Origin of the sequence: Microvirga puerhi, from assembly GCF_020089865.1 — a bacterium.
Classification (GTDB): Bacteria; Pseudomonadota; Alphaproteobacteria; order Rhizobiales; family Beijerinckiaceae; genus Microvirga; species Microvirga puerhi.
Genome location: NZ_JAIRBM010000012.1, coordinates 1 through 21,005, shown reverse-complemented (window position 1 = coordinate 21,005; position 21,005 = coordinate 1). Strand labels below are relative to the sequence as shown.

General features: G+C 60.4%; 19 protein-coding genes. 9 read left to right on the top strand and 10 right to left on the bottom strand.

What is annotated here, in order from left to right:
* The first annotated feature begins 4 nt into the window (after window positions 1-4).
* From K9B37_RS15850 to K9B37_RS15835, 4 genes are read left to right on the top strand one after another with little or no spacing between them, the layout of a single operon-like run.
* Entirely contained in the window at window positions 5-1,231 is a 1,227-nt protein-coding gene (locus K9B37_RS15850; RefSeq protein ID WP_224314441.1) for an amidohydrolase/deacetylase family metallohydrolase, read from the top strand.
* The gene (locus tag K9B37_RS15845; RefSeq protein ID WP_224314439.1) at window positions 1,228-2,241 is read left to right on the top strand and encodes an ABC transporter ATP-binding protein; all 1,014 of its coding nucleotides are present in this window, start codon (window positions 1,228-1,230) and stop codon (window positions 2,239-2,241) included. Before K9B37_RS15850 ends, K9B37_RS15845 begins: the two co-directional genes overlap by 4 nt.
* Window positions 2,238-3,224: an ABC transporter ATP-binding protein gene (locus K9B37_RS15840; RefSeq protein WP_224314437.1), complete on the top strand. Its 987-nt coding sequence runs from the start codon at window positions 2,238-2,240 to the stop codon at window positions 3,222-3,224. Before K9B37_RS15845 ends, K9B37_RS15840 begins: the two co-directional genes overlap by 4 nt.
* Window positions 3,221-3,709, top strand: coding sequence for a RidA family protein (locus K9B37_RS15835; RefSeq protein WP_224314436.1), 489 nt, complete (start codon window positions 3,221-3,223; stop codon window positions 3,707-3,709). Before K9B37_RS15840 ends, K9B37_RS15835 begins: the two co-directional genes overlap by 4 nt.
* Before the next feature lie 9 nt (window positions 3,710-3,718).
* On the opposite strand, the gene K9B37_RS15830 is transcribed toward K9B37_RS15835, so the two are convergent.
* Complete coding sequence (locus tag K9B37_RS15830; RefSeq protein ID WP_224314434.1) at window positions 3,719-4,531, bottom strand: IclR family transcriptional regulator; 813 nt, start codon at window positions 4,529-4,531, stop codon at window positions 3,719-3,721.
* 97 nt (window positions 4,532-4,628) lie between these two features.
* Between K9B37_RS15830 and K9B37_RS15825 the strand changes: the two genes are divergently transcribed.
* Both K9B37_RS15825 and K9B37_RS15820 read left to right on the top strand, forming a co-directional pair.
* Window positions 4,629-5,828 carry an aminotransferase class V-fold PLP-dependent enzyme gene (locus tag K9B37_RS15825; protein WP_224314432.1) on the top strand — a complete coding sequence of 400 codons (1,200 nt, stop codon included), beginning with the start codon at window positions 4,629-4,631 and terminating at the stop codon, window positions 5,826-5,828.
* Window positions 5,829-5,925: 97 nt separating this feature from the next.
* On the top strand, window positions 5,926-7,245 hold the full coding sequence (locus K9B37_RS15820) for an amidase (protein WP_224314610.1): 1,320 nt from the start codon (window positions 5,926-5,928) through the stop codon (window positions 7,243-7,245).
* A gap of 28 nt (window positions 7,246-7,273) precedes the next feature.
* On the opposite strand, the gene K9B37_RS15815 is transcribed toward K9B37_RS15820, so the two are convergent.
* Both K9B37_RS15815 and K9B37_RS15810 read right to left on the bottom strand, forming a co-directional pair.
* Window positions 7,274-7,870 (bottom strand): hypothetical protein, encoded by a 597-nt coding sequence (locus tag K9B37_RS15815; protein WP_224314430.1) that lies wholly within the window; start codon window positions 7,868-7,870, stop codon window positions 7,274-7,276.
* Window positions 7,871-8,130: 260 nt separating this feature from the next.
* Window positions 8,131-8,820 (bottom strand): phosphoribosyltransferase, encoded by a 690-nt coding sequence (locus K9B37_RS15810; RefSeq protein ID WP_224314428.1) that lies wholly within the window; start codon window positions 8,818-8,820, stop codon window positions 8,131-8,133.
* A gap of 141 nt (window positions 8,821-8,961) precedes the next feature.
* Here K9B37_RS15810 and K9B37_RS15805 point away from each other — a divergent pair, with 141 nt between their 5' ends.
* On the top strand, window positions 8,962-10,131 hold the full coding sequence (locus tag K9B37_RS15805; protein ID WP_224314426.1) for a M20 aminoacylase family protein: 1,170 nt from the start codon (window positions 8,962-8,964) through the stop codon (window positions 10,129-10,131).
* 4 nt (window positions 10,132-10,135) lie between these two features.
* Here K9B37_RS15805 and K9B37_RS15800 read toward each other — a convergent pair whose 3' ends face one another.
* From K9B37_RS15800 to K9B37_RS15770, 7 genes are all read right to left on the bottom strand, one after another.
* The gene (locus K9B37_RS15800) at window positions 10,136-11,923 is read right to left on the bottom strand and encodes an adenine deaminase (RefSeq protein ID WP_224314424.1); all 1,788 of its coding nucleotides are present in this window, start codon (window positions 11,921-11,923) and stop codon (window positions 10,136-10,138) included.
* Window positions 11,920-12,846, bottom strand: a complete 927-nt coding sequence (locus K9B37_RS15795) for a nucleoside hydrolase (protein WP_224314422.1) — start codon at window positions 12,844-12,846, stop codon at window positions 11,920-11,922. The genes K9B37_RS15800 and K9B37_RS15795 overlap by 4 nt, the downstream gene beginning before the upstream one ends.
* A gap of 5 nt (window positions 12,847-12,851) precedes the next feature.
* Entirely contained in the window at window positions 12,852-13,880 is a 1,029-nt protein-coding gene (locus K9B37_RS15790; protein WP_224314420.1) for an ABC transporter ATP-binding protein, read from the bottom strand.
* Entirely contained in the window at window positions 13,873-14,652 is a 780-nt protein-coding gene (locus tag K9B37_RS15785) for an ABC transporter permease (RefSeq protein WP_224314418.1), read from the bottom strand. The genes K9B37_RS15790 and K9B37_RS15785 overlap by 8 nt, the downstream gene beginning before the upstream one ends.
* Window positions 14,649-15,476 carry an ABC transporter permease gene (locus K9B37_RS15780; RefSeq protein WP_224314416.1) on the bottom strand — a complete coding sequence of 276 codons (828 nt, stop codon included), beginning with the start codon at window positions 15,474-15,476 and terminating at the stop codon, window positions 14,649-14,651. The genes K9B37_RS15785 and K9B37_RS15780 overlap by 4 nt, the downstream gene beginning before the upstream one ends.
* A gap of 99 nt (window positions 15,477-15,575) precedes the next feature.
* A complete protein-coding gene (locus K9B37_RS15775) occupies window positions 15,576-16,598 on the bottom strand; it encodes an ABC transporter substrate-binding protein (protein ID WP_224314414.1) in 1,023 nt (340 codons plus the stop codon).
* A complete protein-coding gene (locus K9B37_RS15770; protein ID WP_224314412.1) occupies window positions 16,595-17,674 on the bottom strand; it encodes a LacI family DNA-binding transcriptional regulator in 1,080 nt (359 codons plus the stop codon). The genes K9B37_RS15775 and K9B37_RS15770 overlap by 4 nt, the downstream gene beginning before the upstream one ends.
* Before the next feature lie 356 nt (window positions 17,675-18,030).
* Between K9B37_RS15770 and K9B37_RS15765 the strand changes: the two genes are divergently transcribed.
* Both K9B37_RS15765 and K9B37_RS15760 read left to right on the top strand, forming a co-directional pair.
* Window positions 18,031-18,798: a sulfite exporter TauE/SafE family protein gene (locus tag K9B37_RS15765; RefSeq protein ID WP_224314410.1), complete on the top strand. Its 768-nt coding sequence runs from the start codon at window positions 18,031-18,033 to the stop codon at window positions 18,796-18,798.
* A 955-nt stretch (window positions 18,799-19,753) separates the two neighbouring features.
* Window positions 19,754-21,005, top strand: a 1,252-nt coding sequence (locus K9B37_RS15760; RefSeq protein WP_255616636.1) for a DNA translocase FtsK, incomplete at its 3' end; no start/stop codon positions are given.

The following is a 21,005-nucleotide window of genomic DNA, read 5'->3' as shown; positions in this document are numbered from 1 at the left end:
GTCAATGACTGCTTGTGCAGAACACGCGAGCGGCTTGCTGCTGTCTCGGGCGAAGCCGGTGGGGTTCGGACCGGGAACGCCGCAGGGTGTCGTGGATATTCTGATCGGTGGCGACGGCAAGATCCAGACCGTCGGATCCGATCTCCAGGCACCGGAGGGCTATCGGCGGATCGATGCGGGCGGTGCCTTTGTGTCGCCTGGCTGGGTCGACCTGCACGTCCACGTCTGGCACGGCGGCACGGACATTTCCATTCGCCCCGAGCTCTGCGGCCTCGAGCGGGGCGTGACCACGATCGTCGATGCGGGGTCGGCCGGCGAAGCCAATTTCCATGGCTTCCGCGAATTCATCATCGAGCCCGCACGCGAGCGCATCAAAGCTTTCCTTAATATCGGCTCCATCGGCCTCGTCGCCTGCAATCGCGTCAGCGAGCTGATCGATATCCGTTCCATCGATCTCGACCGCACGATTGCTTGCGTGGAGGCGAACCGCGATGTGATCGTCGGCATCAAGTGTCGCGCGAGCCACGTCATTCTCGGATCCTGGGGCATCACGCCGGTCAAGATCGCAAAGAAGCTCGCCAAGATCCTGAAGCTGCCGTTGATGGTCCATGTGGGCGAGCCGCCTCCGCTCTACGATGAGGTTCTAGAAATACTCGGCCCAGGCGACGTGATCACCCACTGCTTCAACGGCAAGGCCGGCGGCAGCATCATGGAAGACGAAGACCTCTTCCAGCTCGCTGAACGATGCGCCGGCGAGGGCATTCGTCTCGACGTCGGGCATGGCGGCGCTTCGTTCTCCTTCCGGGTTGCACAGGCAGCCATCGAGCGCGGCTTGCTGCCTTTCTCCATTTCCACGGATCTGCACAATCGCTCTCTCGACAATCCGGTCTGGGACATGGGCACGACCATGTCGAAGCTCCTGGCCGTCGGCATGCCGTTCGAGGCCGTCATCGAAGCCTCGACATTGGCACCCATGTCGGTCATCGGCCTTTCGACGAAGGATCTTCTCTCGCCCGGTACGAGAGCGGAGCTGACGGTCTTCGAGATCGAGGATAGCGATCTGCGCATCCGTGACTCCATGGGCGACGAAGCGCATATCAACCGGATGATCACGCCCCGTTGGGCCATCATGGGCGCGCAGCCCACCAAGGCCAGCCGCTATGAGCCGAAGAGCAAGTATGCGCTCAAGAGCTCCGGTTGTCCGCATTGCGGATGGGTTGGGGCACAATGAGCGAGCTGCCGGCCGATATCGTCCTGCGCGTTGACCGTCTGCGTACGCACTTCGAACTTGGAAGTCGCGTGGCGAAGTCGGTCGACGATGTCAGCTTCGACGTGAGACGCGGAGAGACAGTCGCTGTCGTTGGCGAGTCGGGGTCGGGCAAGTCGGTCACCAGCCTCTCGATCATGCGGCTCCTGGCCCCGCCAGGCCGCATCGTCGAGGGTGAAATTCTCTATCGTACGAGCGATGGGCGCATTCTCGACATCGCGACACTGTCGCAGAAGGATATGCGCCGGATCCGGGGCCGGGAGATCGCCATGATCTTCCAGGAGCCGATGACGAGCCTCAACCCGCTCTACACGGTCGGGGACCAGATCATCGAAATGATCAGGCTCCATGAGCCCTTGTCGAAATTGGAGGCACGCAAGCGAGCCCGCCAGATGCTGGAGCTCGTCGAGATTCCTGCAGCCGAGAGACGTTTGGACGAATATCCCCATCAGATGTCGGGCGGCATGCGGCAGCGAGCGATGATCGCGCTGGCTTTGTCCTGCAACCCGAAGCTGCTGATCGCGGACGAGCCAACCACGGCTCTGGACGTGACGATCCAGGCTCAGATCCTCGACCTGCTGCGGCGGTTGCAGGCTGAGATCGGCATGAGCATCCTGTTCATCACTCACAATCTCGGAGTCGTCGCCGACATCGCCCATGACGTGGTGGTGATGTATGCCGGCCGCGTCGTCGAGCAGACCTCGTCCGAGCGCCTGTTCGAGCATCAGAAACATCCTTATTCCCGTGGCTTGCTCGCCTGCATTCCGGACGCCTCCCGCGACAGGGGGCCGTCCGGCGAGCGGCTTCGCCTCAACCCGATCCCGGGAAACGTTCCCAGCGTCATGGCCCTTCCGAAAGGCTGCAGTTTCGCTCCGCGCTGCCCCTTGCGAATTGCCCGCTGCGAAGAGGATCCCCCTTTGCTCGTCGCCGAGCCTCATCATCTCAGCCGCTGCTGGAGGCATGACGACCTATGACGGCGTCCGACATTCTTCTCCGCGTCGAGAATCTCAGCAAACATTTCCCCACGAAGACGGGCTCCGTGAAGGCCGTCGACGGGGTCACGTTCGACATCAAGCGGGGCACCATCGTCGGCCTCGTCGGTGAGTCCGGTTCTGGAAAGACGACAGCTGGCCGCTGCACGCTTCGTTTGATCGAGCCGAGCGGCGGCCGTCTCATCTTCGATGGCAAGGATCTCTTGTCGCTCTCGGAGCGCGAAATGCGCTCCTACCGGCGGCGCATGCAGATCGTTTTTCAGGATCCTTATTCGAGCCTCAATCCCCGCATGCGTGTCGAGGACATCATTGGAGAAGCGATCGATACGCATAATCTCGCCCGAGGTGCAGCGAAACGTGAGCGTATCGCGGAGCTTTTGACCCGAGTCGGTCTGGATCCGGAACACGGCAGGCGCTATCCGCACGAGTTCTCGGGCGGCCAGCGCCAGCGCATCGGTATCGCACGCGCTCTCGCTGTGGAGCCTGAGTTCATCGTTGCCGACGAGCCCGTTTCGGCTCTGGACGTCTCGGTCCAGGCCCAGGTTCTCAATCTCATCCAGGACCTGCAGCAGAGCTATGGGCTCACCATGCTGTTCATCGCCCACGATCTCTCGGTCGTGGAATATCTCTGCGATGAGGTCGTGGTCATGTATCTCGGACGCGTGATGGAGCGTGGTCCGAGCCGCAGCGTCTACGCGATGCCGCGCCATCCCTACACCCAAGCTCTCCTGTCGGCCGCCCCAGTGCCGAATCCGAAGGCGCATCGGCAGCGGGTCATCCTCCAGGGCGACATCCCGAGTCCCATGAATCCGCCATCGGGCTGTGTATTCCGAACGCGATGCCCCTACGCGATCGACGCCTGCGCGGAGGTCGTTCCGCCTCTCGACCCCATTGCGCCGGATCACCACGTCGCCTGCATCCGCCGTGATGATCCTGTCGTTCTCTCTCAAGGAAAAAGACTGTGAGCCACGTTCAAGAAATCGGCCACGACACCCCTTATGCGCGCCTGAAACGCCTCGGCATCACGCTGCCGGAGGCGCCGTCTCCCATTGCCAATTTCGTCACTCATGTACGGGAAGGCGACCTGCTGTTTCTCTCGGGGCAGGGACCGCAGGAGGTGGACGGGTTTCTTCACAGCGGCAAGGTCGGCGCTGATGTGAGCATCGAAACCGCCTACCAGCACGCGCGCCTCACTGGCATCAATCTGATCGCCGTGATGCATCAGGCGCTGGGAGACCTGCGGCGCGTGAAGCGAGTGGTGAAGCTTCTCGGAATGGTCAATGCCGCAGCCGATTTCGCGGAACATCCGAAAGTCATCAACGGCTGCTCCGATCTCATGGTCGCCGTCTTCGGGGAAGAGGGCCGGCATGCGCGCTCCGCCGTCGGCTTCGGATCGCTGCCCAACAATATCACCGTCGAGATCGAAGCGGTCGTTGCGATCAGAGATTGAGATCCGATGTCAGCGCCAGCCCAGCACTGTCTCGACGCGCGCCGCAGCCGAGCGGACAGCATCCGCATAGCGGTCACGGGCCTGCACGACCTTGTGCTCCGGCAGTACGATGGACATGGTCGCGACGCAGGCGCCCGACGCATCACAGATCGGCGAAGCAACGCAGGCGACGGAAAAGTCGGATTCGCTGATCTGGATCGAAAGTCGCTCTTTCAGGGATGCCGCGGAGGCATCCGAAAGCGCTTTGGGGTTGATCTCCGCATGTCCCGTCGGCGACACGCGCGCGGCCCGTTGAAACAGAACGAGACGCTCGGCATCCGGCAGATGGCCGGCCAAGAGCCGCCCGGATGCTGTCCAGTTCAACGGGACACGTGTCCCGACGCGGGAGATGACGCGAAAATGTCCTGGTCCGTCCGCCATGGCCATCACCACCATATGATCGTCGTCACGGCCGCAGATCTGGATCGTTTCTTCGACGTCCCGGCAGAGTTCCTGCATCTCGTGAGTCGCGACATCCAGGAAGTCCAGGGAGCGGGCATAGGCGAGGCCGTAGTGGTAGAGGCGGGGACCCAGCCAGATGCTTCCGTCGCTCCTACGTTGCAGCAGTTGCTTTTCCGCCAGGTCGTCGATGATGGTGTAGATGGTGGACAGCGGGGCGCCGATCGCCTTGGCAACCGCATAGGCGCTGGCAGGAGATTCGTTGTCGCGAAGATAGTCGAGGATCTGAATCGCTCGATCGATGCCGCTGACGCGCGCTCCCCTGGTCTGCTTCGGAGCAAGCGAAGGTCCGAGACCGGTCGGTGTCTTAGCGTCCACTCTCATGTCTCCTGGCCTGATTCACGCGCCGACGATGACAGTACGATAAAATAGCTTCCTGAATAATGGAATAGTGATCTCCCTCTTTCTTAAAGGACCTCCCATGGATCAGCAGGATATCCGCCACGACTTCGGTCTGCGCCCCATCATCAATGTTTCTGGAACCATGACGTCGCTCGGTGCGTCGATCGTGGTGCCGGAAGCGGTTTCTGCCGTAGCGGCAGTTCTTCCGCAATTCGTGGAGATCGACGATGTGCAAAAGAAGGCGAGCCAAGTCATCGCACGTCTCTGTGGGACGGAGGCGGGCTTCGTCACCGCATCCTGCTCTGCCGGCATCACCTTGGCCGTTGCGGGAGCGATGACGGGGTCCAATCTTGCCGCGATCGAGCGTCTGCCTGACACGACTGGGCTCAAGGACGAGGTGCTCATTCTGTCCGGCCATATGGTGAGCTATGGCGCGCCGGTCGAACAGGGGATTCGTCTTTCCGGCGCGAAGGTTGTTCCGGTCGGGCAAGCGACATCGGCACGCGCCTATCAGCTTGATGGGGCCATCACGGAAAAGACGGCGGCCGCCGTTTATGTCGTGTCGCACCACACGGTGCAGTACGGGCTTATCCCGCTCGATGAGTTTGTCGCCGTCTGCCACGCTCGTGGTGTTCCGGTGATCGTCGATGCGGCGTCGGAATACGACCTCAAGGGTTTCCTCGCGACGGGCGCGGACATTGCCCTCTATTCGTCGCACAAGTTCCTGGGTGGCCCGACCGGCGGCATCGTTGCGGGAAAGACGGAACTCGTGCGGGCCACGTATCTGCAGAATTCAGGCATCGGACGCGGCATGAAGATCGGCAAGGAGGGCATGATCGGCACCATCGCGGCACTCGAGGCCTGGGAGAAGCGCGACCATGCCGGCATTCGCGAGCGAGAGACGGGATACCTGAAGCTTTGGCACGAGACTCTGAACGGGCGCCCCGGCGTAACGGCCTTGATCGAGCCCGATCCGACAAACAATCCCCTCGACCGCCTGAAGGTTTTCGTCTCGCCGCAGGAGGCCCATATCACTGCCTGGGATCTTGCGGATGCCCTCGCGTCTGGCCCGTCTCCGATCATCGTGCGTGATCACGAGGTCGAGCATGGCTTCTTCTACATGGACCCGTGCAATCTGCATCCAGGTCAGGAGACCATCGTAGCCCGCCGGCTTGTCGAAGAGCTGGAGAAGGCCCGTCAGTCCAACGAGGTAATCGCGACCTCGCTCGAGCGCCGTCGCAACCGTCGTGCGGAAGCGCAGATGCGGTGGCCGAACTAAGCCGCGATCGGTCAGGGCCAATGCGTGACAGTACGTTCGAGCTGTCGCATACAGGAGGGAAAGCCCGGTGCGTAATCGGGCTATCTCCTCTGGCGAGATGATCGCCCAGCAAAGGCCTCATGGTATGACGAACGTCCGGAACCGGCTTGAGGACATCCTTCAAAGGCTGAAGGCGCGCGCGAGCGAGGAACGGGTTTATCTGACGCTTTATCCCGAGAGTGCGCGGGCGGCAGCGGATGCAGCGGATGCGCGCCGGCGATGCGGTATCAGCCTCGGGCCTCTCGACGGCCTCATCGTCTCTATCAAGGACCTCTTCGACGTCGCGGGAGAAACGACGACGGCAGGATCGATCGCCCTTCGCGACCATCCGCCCGCACAAAAAGATGCCATGGCGGTTCAGCGCCTGCGGCAGGCGGGCGCCGTCATTCTCGGCAAGACCAACATGGTCGAGTTCGCTTTCTCCGGGATCGGTCTCAACCCTCATTTCGGAACGCCCGGCAATGCGATTGATTCCGAACGGATTCCGGGCGGCTCTTCCTCCGGAGCGGGCGTTGCCGTGGCAGAAGGCACGAGCGACATTTCCATCGGCAGCGATACCGGTGGCTCGGTCCGCATTCCGGCGGCCTTCAACGGTGTCGTCGGTTTCAAGCCGACAGCCCGGCGGATTCCGCTGCAAGGCGCTTTTCCGCTCTCATACAGTCTCGACTCGGTCGGTCCCCTGGGGCGGAACGTAACCGACTGTGCCTGGGCCGATTCGGTCATGGCCGGCGAGCCGATCGCGCCGCTCTCCCCCATTCCGCTTGACGCGCTTCGGATTGGCGTGCCCCGAGGGCGTCTCTTCGCCCAGACTGAAGCTCTGGTGAGCGATGCGTTTGAGGAAAGCCTCCAGCGGTTGTCCCGTCTTGGTGCCCGGATCATCGATTGCGATCTGGAGGATTTGCTGGAGCAGATGGCAGAAGCGACTGCGACCGCCTCGATCGCATCGGTCGAGGCGTCCGAGATCCATGCGGATTGGATCGAGACCAGGGCCGAGATGATCGACCCGCGGGTGCAGAAATGGATTGCTCTGAGACGGAACGTTCCTGCGCATGCCTATATTCGCATGATGCGCAAGCGTACGCAGTTAATCGCACAGATGGACAAGCAGTTATCGGCCTTCGACATACTTGCTTTGCCGACCACGGCCATTCCCGCGCCTTTGACCGCTCCTCTCGTTGCCGACGAAAAGCTCTACAACAAGACGGACACACTCATCCTGCGCAACACGACCCCCGTCAACCAATTCGACTTGACGGCCATCTCATTGCCCCTGCCTGAGGTGACAAGACCCGTAGGTCTGATGCTCGTCGCCCGCCACGGGGACGACAGACGTCTGCTCAGTATCGCCAAAAGCGTCGAGAGCGCTCTGTCATCCTAAGCATGTCAGAACGCTCTAGAAGAGAAGCCTAACGGACACGCGCTCCGCGATAGACGACGTGCCCCCGCCCTGTATGAATCGATCCAACCGTCCGGACGGCGTAGGGACGCGCGACCCGATAATACGGGCGGGCTCGATAGACAGTGCGAACGCCGTAGACAGGATAGGGTCGATAATAGGCGCGCCGGTAATATCTCACCCTGGGATAAGCGTAGACTGGGTAGTTGTAGGCGTAAGGATAGTATCCATAGGACGGATAGGAATAGCCGACGCCATAATACGGATAGCCGCCGTAGGGATATCCATAATAGGGGTACGAATAAGCGGGAGTCGCTGCGGCCGTTGCGAGGCCCCCGAGAATCGCACCGCCGATCAAGCCGGCCGCGACTGCGCCGCCATTGTTCCAGCCATTGCCCCAACCGCCATAATATCCTCCTCTCCAGCCACCCCAACCACCTCTCCAGCCACCCCAGCCGCCGCGATAGAAGCCGCCGCCACCACGATAGAAACCACCTCCACCGTGATAAAAACCGCCGCCATGGAATCGCTGGGCTTGGGCTTCCTGAACCGTACTAAAGGCAAAAGCGAGAAACGCAGTACCTGTGAGAAGAGCCGCTTTCATCATCGCCAGTCTCCACATCCGCCAAGAGCGGAGGCTGTCTCTCCGCCGGCAGGCTTAAAAGGCATCTAGATATGCAACTCGGCCGAATTCAGTTCCTCTTCATTGAAGCTCGGCTTCAGAAAAGTGTCTTATTCTAACGGTTTCTTGATGAATGTGATCTGAAAGTTTCGATATCTCGACGGATGCTTGCGAGAACTGGATTTCTTAGGAATGCAGTCCGGAGGATGGACGCAGGCGATACTTTGTGCGCGCAACACCGATCGCTACGAGACTGGCTTCCACCCACCTTGATCGGTGCGCTCGAGGAGCGGCGTTTTCAGAACGCTGACGGTGCGATCCGGCCAGATCGGGTCGATCTCCGAAAGCTTCATCCGCCACCGGTCCGTCTGAAGCATGGCGGTACCGATCGCCACAGGCATAATGCCGCATTGTGCCAGCAGTTGGAGCGCTGCCACGATCGACGTGCCGGTGCTGATCACATCATCGACCAGAAGGACGCGCCTGTTTTCGATCAAAGGCAGCATCCTTGGGTCGATATAAAGGCTCTTGTTCTGTCCTGGACTGGTGATCGAACTGAGTGGAACGGACAACTCTTCCTGATACCAAAATTTGCGTGATGTCCCGAGAGGCACATAGCGAGAATGCCCCAGGCATTTCGCCGTGCCACGTGCCAACGTAAGACCGAGGGTAGGTAGTCCGACCACAACGTCCGGAGCAAAGTTCGCAGCTTTCTCAGCAAGCGTGTTGCACAGTGCCTCCTCAACGTCGAAGCTTGCCTGGTTGATGATGAGTGAGGCGAGCGCGTGCTTCCCATCGGACAACTCACGGATCGGCAGGCGCAGCTGGCGTCCATCCTCGAAATCCGCCGGAAAGAATGCACGGTGTCCCTCCAAAGGCTTGCGCTCGAAGGTCGATGGAGGGTGGATTTCCTGCCAGAATTCGTAAGGGCGCATGAGGGCTCCATGCAGAGGTGTTCGCTTTTGGTGAGGCTATACAGGTTCGGTAATTTCGCCACCAGCGCAGATTCGCTCATCTCCGCTTGCCGCTGAAGGTCTGGCTATACTAAATGACAGGCTTCGAAAGGATGTTATGCGATGCCTTTGGCCGGCTTGGACCTCGACGAGCTCAAGTTTCTTCAGAATCTCCGCCATGACCTTCATGCACATCCCGAACTCGGCTTCGAAGAGGTTCGCACAAGCGATATCGTCGCGTCGCTCCTGTCCGAGGTAGGACTGGAGGTTCATCGAGGTTTGGGCCGGACCGGCATCGTCGGCACGCTCCGTGTGGGCAATGATCCTCGCACCATTGGACTTCGTGCAGACATGGACGCTCTTGCCATGCCGGAGGTAGCGGAACGTCCATACAAGTCACGCTTTCCTGGGAAAATGCACGCCTGCGGGCACGATGGCCACACGACGCTCCTGCTCGGCGCGGCGCGTCATCTGGCGCGCACACGAAACTTTTCCGGAACCGCTCACTTCATCTTCCAACCGGCGGAGGAGGGGCGCGGAGGTGCCAGAAAGATGGTCGAAGACGGCCTGTTCGATCTATTTCCCTGCGACGCCGTCTACGGTCTTCACAACATGCCTGGCCTCGCCACGGACGAGATGGCCGTCGTCGCCGGGCCGCAACTCGCGTCGTCCGACAGCTGGCTCGTGACCTTCAAGGGCGTCGGGACACACGGGGCCAAGCCGCATCTCGGCAAGGACCCGATCACCGCCAGCGGTCATTTCCTCTCATCGCTTCAGACCATCGTCGGCCGCGTCATCGATCCCTTGCAGCCGGCGGTCGTCAGCGCCTGCTCCATCCAGGCCGGTGATCCGAATGCTCTGAACGTCATTCCCGATCATGTCCAGATCGGCGGGACGGCGCGCGCTTATTCGGCCCATGTGCGTGACCAGCTTGAGACGGAGATCGGACGCCTCGCGAAAGGCGTCGCCGCCATGTTCGGGATCGAGGTTTCTTACGAGTTTCGCCGCCGCATCCCGCCCGTCGTGAACAATGCAGAGATCGCGGCGCGGGCCCGCAAGGCAGCGCAGGCGGTATGCCGAGAAAAGGTCGTCACCGACTTTCCGCCGTCAACTGCGGGCGACGACTTCGCATTCTTCGCCAATGCCGCGCCGGGCGCCTATGTGTGGCTCGGGAACGGGCCTGCCGTCGACGGCGCTCTACATCACAATACAGCTTATGACTTCAACGATGACGCCATTCCGACGGGCGTGTCCTTCTGGGTCACGCTCGTCGAGCAGGAGTTGGCCGTCTAGGCCATTACGCCAAGATCTCGAGAACAGGGGTTTCGAGAATGCTGCCATTGGCAATATCGGCAATCCCGAGGTCGGTCTGGTGCGGGCCCGCATTGCATGCCAGTGTCGCACCGAAGCAAGCCTTGAAGACGAGATAGGGTGGTTGCCAGGGCGCAATGCGATCGACCGCCGTTCGAATGGCTTTGAAGCCTTCCGCGACACGCTTCATGTCTGCATCCGATACCAGACCGGCCAGAGACAAAGCGAGCAAGGCATCAAGCTTTCCATTCGATGCGACAGCCATTCCGCCCCCGGCGGCGATTACGGCATTCGCCGCGATGCACATGTCACGCGCGTTACCTCCGAAGACGGTCAGGTTGTGACTGTCGTGAGACACGGTCGTACAGAAGGCTCCGGTCCACGTCCCCCAACCTGTCAGCAATCCGACGCGAGGGAGGGCCTGCGACCGACCATGGCGGTGGACCACGGCAATGAAGGCCGTGTCGTTCGGGGCAACAACATAGCCGTCGCTAACCTCGACCACCCTCTCGTCCCATTGCGTGAAGCGTGGCCGATCGATCGTCGCGATCCTGGCTTTTGTGCCTTTCGCGGGGATCGAGAAATCCTGCTCGCGCAGCGGCGAGAGCTTCATCGTGCCGAGGAGGCGCTCTCCCGGATAGGCTGGCATTTCTTCCGTCATCGCGCCATTGGCCGCAACGGGACGACCACTCACCAGAACATGACGTGCTTTGAAGTCCTGCAAATCTTCGAACACGACGATATCGGCCCTGCGCCCGGCCGCCACGAGCCCAAGATCGTCCCGGCCAAGCCGTCGCGCAGCATTCAAGGTCGCGGCCTGCAGCGCCCATTCAGGACGCAGGCCGTACCGAACGAGCCGCCGAACCACATCGTCCAAGCCGCCTTTGTCAAAAAGGTCGTCGGGAAAGACATCGTCGGTGCACAGCGTCACGGTCTGTGGGAGATGACCAAGCTGGTTCAGGGCAGCCACGAATTCCGGCAGCAAATGGTCATGCGAACCGCGCAGTTCGATCGTGAGGCCCGCGCGGAGTTTGGCCATCAGATCATCGGCTGAAATCAGCTCGTGATCGGAGCTTACGCCGGCGGCCATGAAGGCGTTAAGATCGGAACCCGCAAGTCCGCGGGCATGGCCGCAAACCAGCTTGCCGGAGGTAAGTCCTGCTTGGACGATGCCCGTCATACGCGGATCGCGATCGATGACGCCGCGCATGTTCATGACCTCGGCGACACCTCCGATTCCGGGCCAGGAGAGCATTTCCCTCAGTTCTTCCGGACCGAAATCGGCTCCGGCCATTTCGAGGCCCGGTGCGGAAGGGACGCAGGAAGGCGCCAGCGTGATAACGCGCAAAGGCAGGCGACACGCGGCTTCGACCGCCCACCGTACGCCATCGAGACCGCTGACATTGCCGAACTCGTGAGGGTCCCAGACAATCGTCGTTACACCGCGCGGAAGGATTGTTTCCGCATAAGTTCGCGGCGTCACCATCGAGCTCTCGATATGCATATGGATATCGATGAGGCCAGGAGTGACGAAGCTGCCTCTCGCATCCAAGATCTCAGTGGCGCGGGAGGCGCTGCCCTGCACATGGACGCTGGCAATGAGCGGTCCGACGATACCGATATCGGCAGGACGCTGCTCGCCCGTCACCATGTCGAGGAGGATTCCTCCCGCAATCAGAAGATCGAAGGGCGCATCGCCGCGGGCTGCCGCGACAGCGCGGTCACGCAGGGCACGGTCGTTGAGATCGTCAGGCTCGCGCTTGTCGGCATTCATTGCATGGCCTCCTGGCGCAGAGCCTCAAGGACTAGGTTTCGTGCCGTCTCGATATCGATGTCATCCGCAATCTGCGCATTGAAGGCAGCGCTATAACGGCTGTCGACGATCGTCCGGCCACGGGTATGGAACCCGCCGAGTTCGACTTCGATCCGGGCCGGTTTGAAGTGAACGATGTCGGGCCTCGTGAAAGCGATGGCGGCGATCGGATCATAGAGCGCCATGGCAGGACGCCGGCGCTGGATCGCGATGTTGATAAAGCCTTCGAGCAGATCCGCCAGAACGGCCGCATACCGGCCGCCGGCTTCACGGATCGGAACAACGGCAGAGGGAGCGACAAGCACCTTTCGGCATACGTCGAGATCGACCATGCGCAGCGGGATCCCGCTCGCAACGACGATGGCGAGAGCCTCAGGATCGGCATAGGCATTGAATTCGGCCGAGGGCGTATGATTGCCGCCGGTCACGCCGCCGCCCATCCAGACGAGATCGCCGATCCGCGATGCAAGATCGGGGCGGGCGAGAGCCAGGGCGGCGATATTGGTCAAAGGACCGAGCGCCAGAATGCGCTTGGGTGCGTCGTCGGCCGTCGTCTCGAGCCATCGGGTTAAGGCAAGGAACGCGTTGCTTTCTGCCAGAGGGGCTGCAGGCGGAAGGCTTTGTCCGGACGTCGGAATGCCGCTCGCTCCAAGAACGTTCTGCGCGGTCTCTGATGTTCCAAGGACGGACTTGGCGCGCCCACTATGAATTGGATAGGTCCATCTGAGAGCCTTTGCTGCGCGGGCAGCATTGTTCTTCACCGTTTCCAGCGGGGCATTGCCGAAGACGAGCGAGATGCCATCGATGACAAGAGGCGACTGGCTGACGATCAGAATCGCTAGGATGTCATCAAACCCCATATCGGTATCGATCCACACACCCATGGCGATCACCCGAACCGCGACAGAAGCGCGGCATTCTCGACCGGAAGGCTGAACGGTACAGCCGCCCCGATCTCGTAAGATGCTGCTCCTGCATCAGCTTCGGCCTTGATGGTCCCTAGAGGGGAATCGAGCAGATACTCCCGTGTGCGCCCGGCGAAGGACGTTCCGCGAACTGTGCCCTGGAAATTCCCTGTCCCGAGATGAACCCCCGTAGGACGCCAAGCCAGTCCGGCGACACCGTTGGGGACGGGGGATTGCGGAGCAAACAGTCCCTGCGGCGTCCGCAACTTTCCGGCCTCCACCGGAAAGACGTTCTCAAATCCAACGAAGTCTGCCACGAAAGCGGAGATCGGAGCGTTGTAGATCTCCTCAGGTGTTCCGATTTGCTCGATGCGTCCGTCGAGCATCACGACAATGCGATCCGCCAGAGCGAGCGCCTCACCCTGATCGTGAGTGACGAATATCATCGTGATGCCGCTCTCCTTCTGAACGCGCTGCAGCTCGGTGCGCATCTCAAGGCGAAGACGGGCGTCGAGGTTGGACAGCGGCTCGTCGAGCAGAAGGACCTTGGGTTCCATCACCATCGACCGGGCCAAGGCGACGCGTTGCTGCTGTCCGCCGGAAAGCTCTGCGGGCTTGCGGCTCGCAAACTTGCTTAGGCCTACTGACTTCAACCCGGTCTCGACGCGCTTCTCCAGCTCCGGCTTGGGAATTTTCTTAAGACGAAGGCCGAAGGCCACGTTCTCGAATACCGAGAGATGAGGAAACAAGGCATAGGATTGGAACACGAGGCCGACGGCACGCTTGTTCGCAGGAACGCGAGTGATGTCGACGCCATCCAGCCGGATCTTTCCCGACCGGGGTTTCAGAAGGCCGGCGATGGACCGCATCGTCGTGGTCTTTCCGCAGCCGGAGGGGCCGAGAAGGGCAACGAGTTCGCCGCGGCCTATGGAGAGATCGAGATCCTTGACGGCAGGCGTGTCGCCATAGGCCAGGGTCAGCCGTTCGAGGTCGAGGAAGGACGCATCAGACATAGCGGGAGAATCCAAGGAAACGTTCGGCGAGAAAGACAATGCCGATGGACATGAAAGCGAGGAGAGCGGAGAGCGCCGCTACCGAAGGATCGTAGGTGGTCTCAAGATAGGCCAGCATATCGATCGGCAGGGTACGAATGCCGGGACCCGACAAGAAAAGCGAAACCGGAACCTGATTGAAGCTCGTCACGAACCCGAGAATGAAGGCGGCGAGAATTCCGCCTCGAATATTCGGGAGCACGACGCGGAGAAACGCGCCAAGACGCGAGCAGCCGAGAAGAACCGCCGCTTCCTCGATATCGCTCCGGAGATTGGTCATGCTTGCGGAAACGACGCGCACAGCATATGGCAGCACGAGAGCCGTATGCGCCATGAACAAGGCGAGTGTCAGGTTGAATCCGAAGGGAATGACCAGATAGCGAAGCAAAGCGAGGCCGACGACGATGCCCGGCACGATGATAGGGGCTGAGACGATCGTCCGGATCGTTTCTCCCAGAGGGAGCTTGTAGCGGGCGAGTGCATATGACACGGGCGTTCCGATCAACAGCGCGGCCAGCGTGCCGAATACGGCCAACATCATCGACATGGCGAAGCTCGACCGGAAGCTTTCGATCTCGAAAACTTTAAGAACCCATCTGAACGAGAGGCCCTGCGGTGGGAAGGCAAGGGTCTCGCCGGCAGAGAGCGATGCCGCGACGATGATGAAGAAGGGGCCGATCAAGAAGATCATGACGGCTCCGAGGATGGCTGTCGAGAGAATGCGGGACGTCATCGCTTGGCCCTCGCCGTTGCCAGACGCTTCAGGAGAAGATTGGCGGAAAAGCTCATAACGATGAGGATCATGGCGATGACGCTCGCCGATGCGAAATCGTTCGCGATCGTGACGCGCTGATAGAGCAAGGTTTCCAGCATGAGCACCTTGGAGCCGCCGAGGATGGCGGGAGTGATGTAGGCCGTGAGGGAGCCGGTGAAGACCAGCGTTCCTCCGATGACGAGGCCTTCCTTCGTCAAGGGGAGGATCACCTTCCAGAACACCTGAAGCCAGTTCGCACCGAGAACGCGCGCGGCCGAAATGGCATCGCGGGGCATGTTTTCCAGGGCGCTGACGAGCGAGATGATCATCAACGGCAGGAAGAGCTGAAGAAGCCCGATGAAGATCGCCGTTTCCGAGAACAGAATGCGCAACGGAGCATCCGTCAGGCCGAGCGCGCCGAGGGCCTGGTTCACGATTCCCGTGCGGCCGAGGATGACGATCCATGCATAGGTCCGGGCGACCGGAGAAATCATCAGTGGAAGGACGATCAGCCCGACCATCTGACCTCGTCCTTTGGGCGACAGGTTCACGATGCAAAGGGCTGCCGCATAGCCGATCACGGCGGCGGAGACGGTGACCAGCGCTCCGAGTTTCAGCGTGCGGAGAAAGACGGTCAGGTTGAGCGGTGTCGTAAAGAAAGAAATATAATACGTAAGCGACCAGCTGCCGGCCGGTCGGAGACCCTCCGACAGAAGGATCAGGACAGGCGCGATGAAGATCACCGCCGCAAAAAGCATCGCCGGCAATACGAGAGCCAGGGATTCGGCTCGACTTTGAAACATAATGTGTTGGTCCGTCGATGAGAGGCGGCGCGATCGTGAAGGAGAGAGTGCGATCCCGGCGAAGGATGCTGGGATCGCAGGATTGAAACGCTCGATAGCTTACTGGCCGACCTTGGCGTTCCACTGTGAAATCCAGCTCTCGCGATTGTCGAGAATCGCGTCCGCCGGCTGGAGGTCGAGCGACTTCGCTGTCTCCTCGCCATAGGTGAGGTTGTCGGCGATCTTGGGATCGAGCTTCACTTCCTTATTGGCCGGGCTGTCGATCAGTTTTTCCGCGAGCTTGGTCTGGATTTCCGTCGAGAGCCAAAAATCCATGAACTGGTAGGCAAGCTCCTTGTTCTTGGCACCCTTGGTCAGGATCATCACATTCATACCGCCCGTCTGGCCTTCCTTCGGGGTTGCCCATTTGATCGGAAGGTTCATCTTCGCAAAGCCTTCCCATGCGAACCGGCCGATCGGAGCTGCCCAGATCTCATCCTGCTGCATCAGCTGTGTGAGCTGCGAGGAGCGGACGTAGAACGTCACGAAATCATCCTTGTGCTCCGCGACCTTCTCGATCGGCGCCTTCAGATCTGGTGTGTTCTGACCCATGGCCTTGCCGATCATGTAGAGCGTGGGAGGGCCCTGGTTGGTGGTCACGTTCGGAAACGCCACACGGCCCGCAAGCTCCTTGGAGAAGAGATCGTTCCAGGAATTGATCGTGACCTTGTCCGATCGATAGACGATAGACGTTGCATAAAAGGTGTAGCCGACGCTCAGATGGCCGCCGATCGGATCCTTGGCGACATCGTAAAGCTTGTCGTAGTTGGTCAGCTTCGACACATCGATCGGCTCGATCAGATTGGCGCGCGAGGCCGCGAGCGCATCCGGCGTCGCAACCACGGCCATGTCGATCACCGGAGCGTTCTTGTTCGCTTCGAGCTTAGCCAGACGCTCGACGCTGTTTCCGGTTTCGACCACGACCTTGCAGCCGCACTTTGCCTCGAAGGGATCGTACAGGATGGTCTTGAACGCATCCTGTGCAAATCCGTAAACCGAGATGACGAGCTTGCGCTCTTGTGCTTGGGCCGAGGACAGGCAGAGCAGGAACGCTGTGCTTGACGCGAGAAGTATCTTTCTCATGGCAGGTCTAATCCTTCCGGGGGGTGAGATTCGTCGAGCGGCGCTGGGCCGCTCGACTGACGAATGATGAGGTGCATCGGGACGCTCGGCGTCAGCGATTTGGCAGGCCCTTTGGCCATCGAGAGGCCGATCTTCTTCGGAGGTGTATCGCGAGCTGCGATTTCGATATCATTCAACAGGCTTGCGACGGCGATCTCGGCGATCGTCGCCATGTCCATGCGCATGGTCGTCAGGGACGGCGTGACAACTGATGACCAGATCAGATCGTCGAAGCCCGTGACGCTGGCATCTTTTGGGACTGAAATCCCCGCGCGCTGGAGTTCCATCAAGACCCGTAGGGCGTGAAGGTCTGAAACGGCGCAGAACGCCGTGAAGCCTTGCTGAAACTTCTTCGTGATCCCCAGATCGCAGCCTGAGCCGTTCATGCGTTCCATGTCCTCGATCCAGATGGTGTCATGGACCGCCGCAGAAGAGAGCGAGGATCGAATGCCTCCGATCCGATCGTTCTGCACGTTGGAGTTCGGGTTGCCACCAATCAGAACGAAATGTCGGTGCCCTTGGGACAGGAGGTACTGAGCAATCTGCTGGCCCCCGTCCCAGTGGTCCGCCGCGACTGTATTGCCGGGCGTCGAAGGGCTGTCGATGACGGCGACGGGCCGTCCGATGTCGCCGATCCGTGTTCCGCGCCGAGGCACGACGATGAGACCGTCCGCTCCCCGCTCGATGAGGCGATTGATGGCCTGGGTCTGGGCGCTGACATCGCCGCGGGAATCCCCGATGAGCACGCCATATCCGGACTTTGCGGCCGCATATTCAATAGCCTGAGCCAATTGAGGGAAGAGGGGATGCGCGATGTTGGCGAGGACGAGGCCGAGAACGCCGCTCCGGCCCGTACGAAGCGCCTTGCTCGTCATGCTAGGAATATAACCGACGTCGGCAGCTTTCTTTCTGATCTGCTCGATGAGTTCCGCCGACACCCGCCCCTTTCCCGACAGAGCATTGGAGACCGTGGCGACGGAAACGCCCAGCGAAGCGGCAATGTCGCTCAAATTGGGGCGTGGGCGAAAGGTGGACACAGGGGCTGCTGTCTTGATTAACCGTTTAATCACTTCTACGCGAATTGTGTTCGATGTCGAATCCAAAAATTCGGCAACAATGACCCGGATCGTCACGCGAAACGATATAATGAATGGACGATGCGGCGCCCACGCCTATCGCAACAAACCGAGCCTCTGCCTTTGCACGTCGTGGAAGTCGTGGGCACCTATCCGACAAAGGACATCCTTCTTACCGGGCAGATTGACGGCGGACCATTCATCTCAAGTGACCCGCTTGTCGAAAGGGGCCCGCTGGATCTATGTCTGGATCGGCCCGCCTCTCCACGTAGGAATGTCACCTCCTGACGCCCTGGGCCCCAAAGTCATCCGAGAACATGTCTCTCCTCACACTTATTGGTTTCTTAGTACTGACCGGTGCAGCCGCCTATGCGCAAACCCTGACAGGTTTTGCCTTCGGTCTGATTACGATGGGTGGGATCGGACTCACCGGCCTCCTATCGCTGCCAGAGGCCGCCATGATCGTGAGTGTTCTGACGCTTGTGAATGCGACGCAGATGCTTCTGAAAGGATGGCGGGATGTCGCGTGGCGAGAGTTCCGCCTCGTGATGATTGCAAGCATTCCGATGCTGTTCGTGGGCTACGCGCTCTTAGAAACGCTGGCGGGTACGCAGGCCGATTGGCTTCGGGCTATTCTTGGTGGCGTCATCATCATCTCGAGCCTTCAGCTCGCCAAGAAGCCGGAGCCATTGGCCCGTCCGTCACGCAATGTATCGTTTCTGTTTTTTGGAGGCATTGCCGGCCTCATGGGCGGAATGTTCTCAACGGCGGGACCGCCCCTCGTGTATCACTTTTACCGTCAGCCTATGCCGCTCTTGAAAATTCGAGAGACGCTCGTGACGGTGTTTGCCTTGAACGCGGTCTTTCGTATTGGACTCGTCGGTCTATCCGGCGATTTGCCGACCGGTTCTGCGTGGTTCGGCCTCTTGGCAATTCCCGTCGTGATGGCAGCCACCTATGCAGCGCGCCGTTGGCCTCCGCCTCTCGCCGCTGTCACGATGCGGCGTATCGTGTTTGCTCTCTTGTTTCTCTCCGGCGTCTCCCTGAGCGCGCCAGCGGTCGTTCATCTGGCTGGGTTCACATGAGAGAGGTGCGCTCCATCTCCACGCCGCCGTACTTTGGATTTCCAAAGCCGGCTCTGTTGATGGATCGGACCTAGAAGCTATGCCGAGCCGATCGATCCCGGAGACCGAGCGCATAGCCATCAAGTAGACGTGAAAGCGGATGGAGCGGCGAATCGCTGCGGGACCTCTTTGCTCCACCGGCAGGGTTCTGTCGCTCGTTCCCTAGCAACTTCCCCAGCGGCATGGTTCGAGACGAAAAAATTTAGAAATTAGCCTGAAGCCTAGGCGTTACCTTGCTTTCAAGTGATGGGCTGCCGCACCAAGGCCATCGGCGGACAGCTCGATCGCTCCGGCCTAACCGTCTTTTTACCAGTCCGATCCACATTGCGCATCAAGTCCGCCATCGGGCCAAAGGCCCTTCCAACTCTGAGATCAGATGCGTTCCACCCGACCTTCCCCCTTTGCAAAGTCTGAACTCCACCAGAACCAGGAGGCTGAAGTCCTTCAAAATCGGAGCGTTGTCCTTCCTGCCCGTTCAGGGGTCAGCCAAGGGCAACCGTCGGCCGATATGCAAGTGGCAAAGCAGCCAAGGACCGCCGCGTCTGCAGCGGGAACTTCCCCGGTCGGCGCGTCGCCCACGTCGATCAATCATCCGGCCTGGTGGCAGGCCTTTGTCGTTGCCGGAACGACCTGCACGCGCACCCCGGACAAGTTTCGTCCGGAGAGAACCGGACGCGTAGGGAGCAGGGGGCAGCCGGCTGGAGCGGCAAAGGTACAGCCAAATCTGCCCCGCGTTGCGTCGGACGTACCCGTGAAGGAGCTGCCGGCTCCATCGCTTCATGAAGCGGGCATGTCGGATGTTGGGCGGGTTCCTTCGGAGACGGAACCTGCGATCCGCCGTCAGTTGGCGACTCTTCTTGCAACTTACCCTTCGAATACGACGAAAGAGGCGGCTCCCGGGACGATGGATTCAATCATGGAGCTGCCAAATCCGGAGCCCCTCCCGGACCAGCCCAGTTCCGATGACGGCATGAAGAACGAAACGCAGCCTGGGGCTGAACAGAAGAGTCCTGTCGGGGACAACCAGCAGGGCATGGATTTGGGCTCTTCGGAAGAGGTGCTGTTCCCCATCGCTCCTCAGGTCATTTTTTCCGCATGGAGCTTCAGCTACTACAGTGTTCAGAAAGTCTCCTCGGAGGCGCAGTCCGCACAGAGCGAAGTTGCAGAGCTGGAAGAGGCTCCGGCCCTGCAAAGTCAAGAAGTGCCTGTGCCCGATGCGAGTCTACATGCTGCAAGCCTACCTGATGCGGGTATGGATGTCGGTTACCTCTCGCTTTACAACGACGACTGGCCTCCTGCGCAACGTGCCATTGAGCAAGAGGAGGCAGTCGCACATGGAGAGGAGGCAGAGCCGCAGACCTCCAGTGTCGATACGGCTCAGGATGTCGTGAAGGAGATTGCGGAAGCGCCCGCGCCTGAAGATGAACAAGACACCAATCTTGCTCGCCGCATAACACCCGCCTCCGTTATCTCGTATGCACCTGAACCGACTCCCTCCGTAGCGGTTCGAGGTGCCTATGAATTACCCAACCTCGAATTCCTTGCGCTGCCACCTGAGCGCCAGGAGCCGGTCATGGCCGAGGACATTCTTGAAGAAACGGCGGGCCGGCTTGAGAAGATCATTCGCGATTTCGGCGTCAAAGGAGAGGTGATTCATGTTCATCCCGGCCCGGTGGTGACGCTCTACGAGCTCGAACCGGCGCCCGGCACCAAATCCTCGCGCGTCATGGCCCTGTCGGACGACATTGCCCGCTCCATGAGCGCAACCTCTGCACGCGTCGCGGTTATTCCCGGCCGTAACGCCATCGGCATCGAATTGCCGAACCACAAACGCGAGACGGTTTTCCTGCGCGAACTTCTCGCGAGCGAAAACTTTGCGGTCTCTCAGCACAAGCTTCCCTTGTGCCTTGGCAAGACGATCGGCGGCGAGCCGGTGATCGCGGATCTGGCGCGCATGCCGCACCTGCTCGTCGCCGGCACCACCGGCTCGGGCAAGTCGGTCGCCATCAACACCATGATCCTGTCGTTGTTGTACCGGTTCAAGCCGGAGGAATGCCGGCTGATCATGGTCGATCCGAAGATGCTCGAACTGTCGGTCTACGACGGCATCCCGCATCTGCTGACGCCCGTCGTGACGGATCCTAAAAAGGCCATCATCGCGTTGCGCT

Bases quoted from the DNA above. Each gene is read 5' to 3' on its own strand.
- K9B37_RS15795 (WP_224314422.1), bottom strand. From the start codon at position 12,846: ATGGGTGTGTGGATCGATACCGATATGGGGTTTGATGACATCCTAGCG.
- K9B37_RS15805 (WP_224314426.1), top strand. From the start codon at position 8,962: ATGCCTTTGGCCGGCTTGGACCTCGACGAGCTCAAGTTTCTTCAGAAT.
- K9B37_RS15775 (WP_224314414.1), bottom strand. From the start codon at position 16,598: ATGAGAAAGATACTTCTCGCGTCAAGCACAGCGTTCCTGCTCTGCCTG.
- K9B37_RS15800 (WP_224314424.1), bottom strand. From the start codon at position 11,923: ATGAATGCCGACAAGCGCGAGCCTGACGATCTCAACGACCGTGCCCTG.
- K9B37_RS15845 (WP_224314439.1), top strand. From the start codon at position 1,228: ATGAGCGAGCTGCCGGCCGATATCGTCCTGCGCGTTGACCGTCTGCGT.
- K9B37_RS15830 (WP_224314434.1), bottom strand. From the start codon at position 4,531: ATGAGAGTGGACGCTAAGACACCGACCGGTCTCGGACCTTCGCTTGCT.
- K9B37_RS15850 (WP_224314441.1), top strand. From the start codon at position 5: ATGACTGCTTGTGCAGAACACGCGAGCGGCTTGCTGCTGTCTCGGGCG.
- K9B37_RS15820 (WP_224314610.1), top strand. From the start codon at position 5,926: ATGATCGCCCAGCAAAGGCCTCATGGTATGACGAACGTCCGGAACCGG.
- K9B37_RS15815 (WP_224314430.1), bottom strand. From the start codon at position 7,870: ATGATGAAAGCGGCTCTTCTCACAGGTACTGCGTTTCTCGCTTTTGCC.
- K9B37_RS15790 (WP_224314420.1), bottom strand. From the start codon at position 13,880: ATGTCTGATGCGTCCTTCCTCGACCTCGAACGGCTGACCCTGGCCTAT.
- K9B37_RS15825 (WP_224314432.1), top strand. From the start codon at position 4,629: ATGGATCAGCAGGATATCCGCCACGACTTCGGTCTGCGCCCCATCATC.
- K9B37_RS15840 (WP_224314437.1), top strand. From the start codon at position 2,238: ATGACGGCGTCCGACATTCTTCTCCGCGTCGAGAATCTCAGCAAACAT.
- K9B37_RS15785 (WP_224314418.1), bottom strand. From the start codon at position 14,652: ATGACGTCCCGCATTCTCTCGACAGCCATCCTCGGAGCCGTCATGATC.
- K9B37_RS15810 (WP_224314428.1), bottom strand. From the start codon at position 8,820: ATGCGCCCTTACGAATTCTGGCAGGAAATCCACCCTCCATCGACCTTC.
- K9B37_RS15780 (WP_224314416.1), bottom strand. From the start codon at position 15,476: ATGTTTCAAAGTCGAGCCGAATCCCTGGCTCTCGTATTGCCGGCGATG.
- K9B37_RS15765 (WP_224314410.1), top strand. From the start codon at position 18,031: ATGTCTCTCCTCACACTTATTGGTTTCTTAGTACTGACCGGTGCAGCC.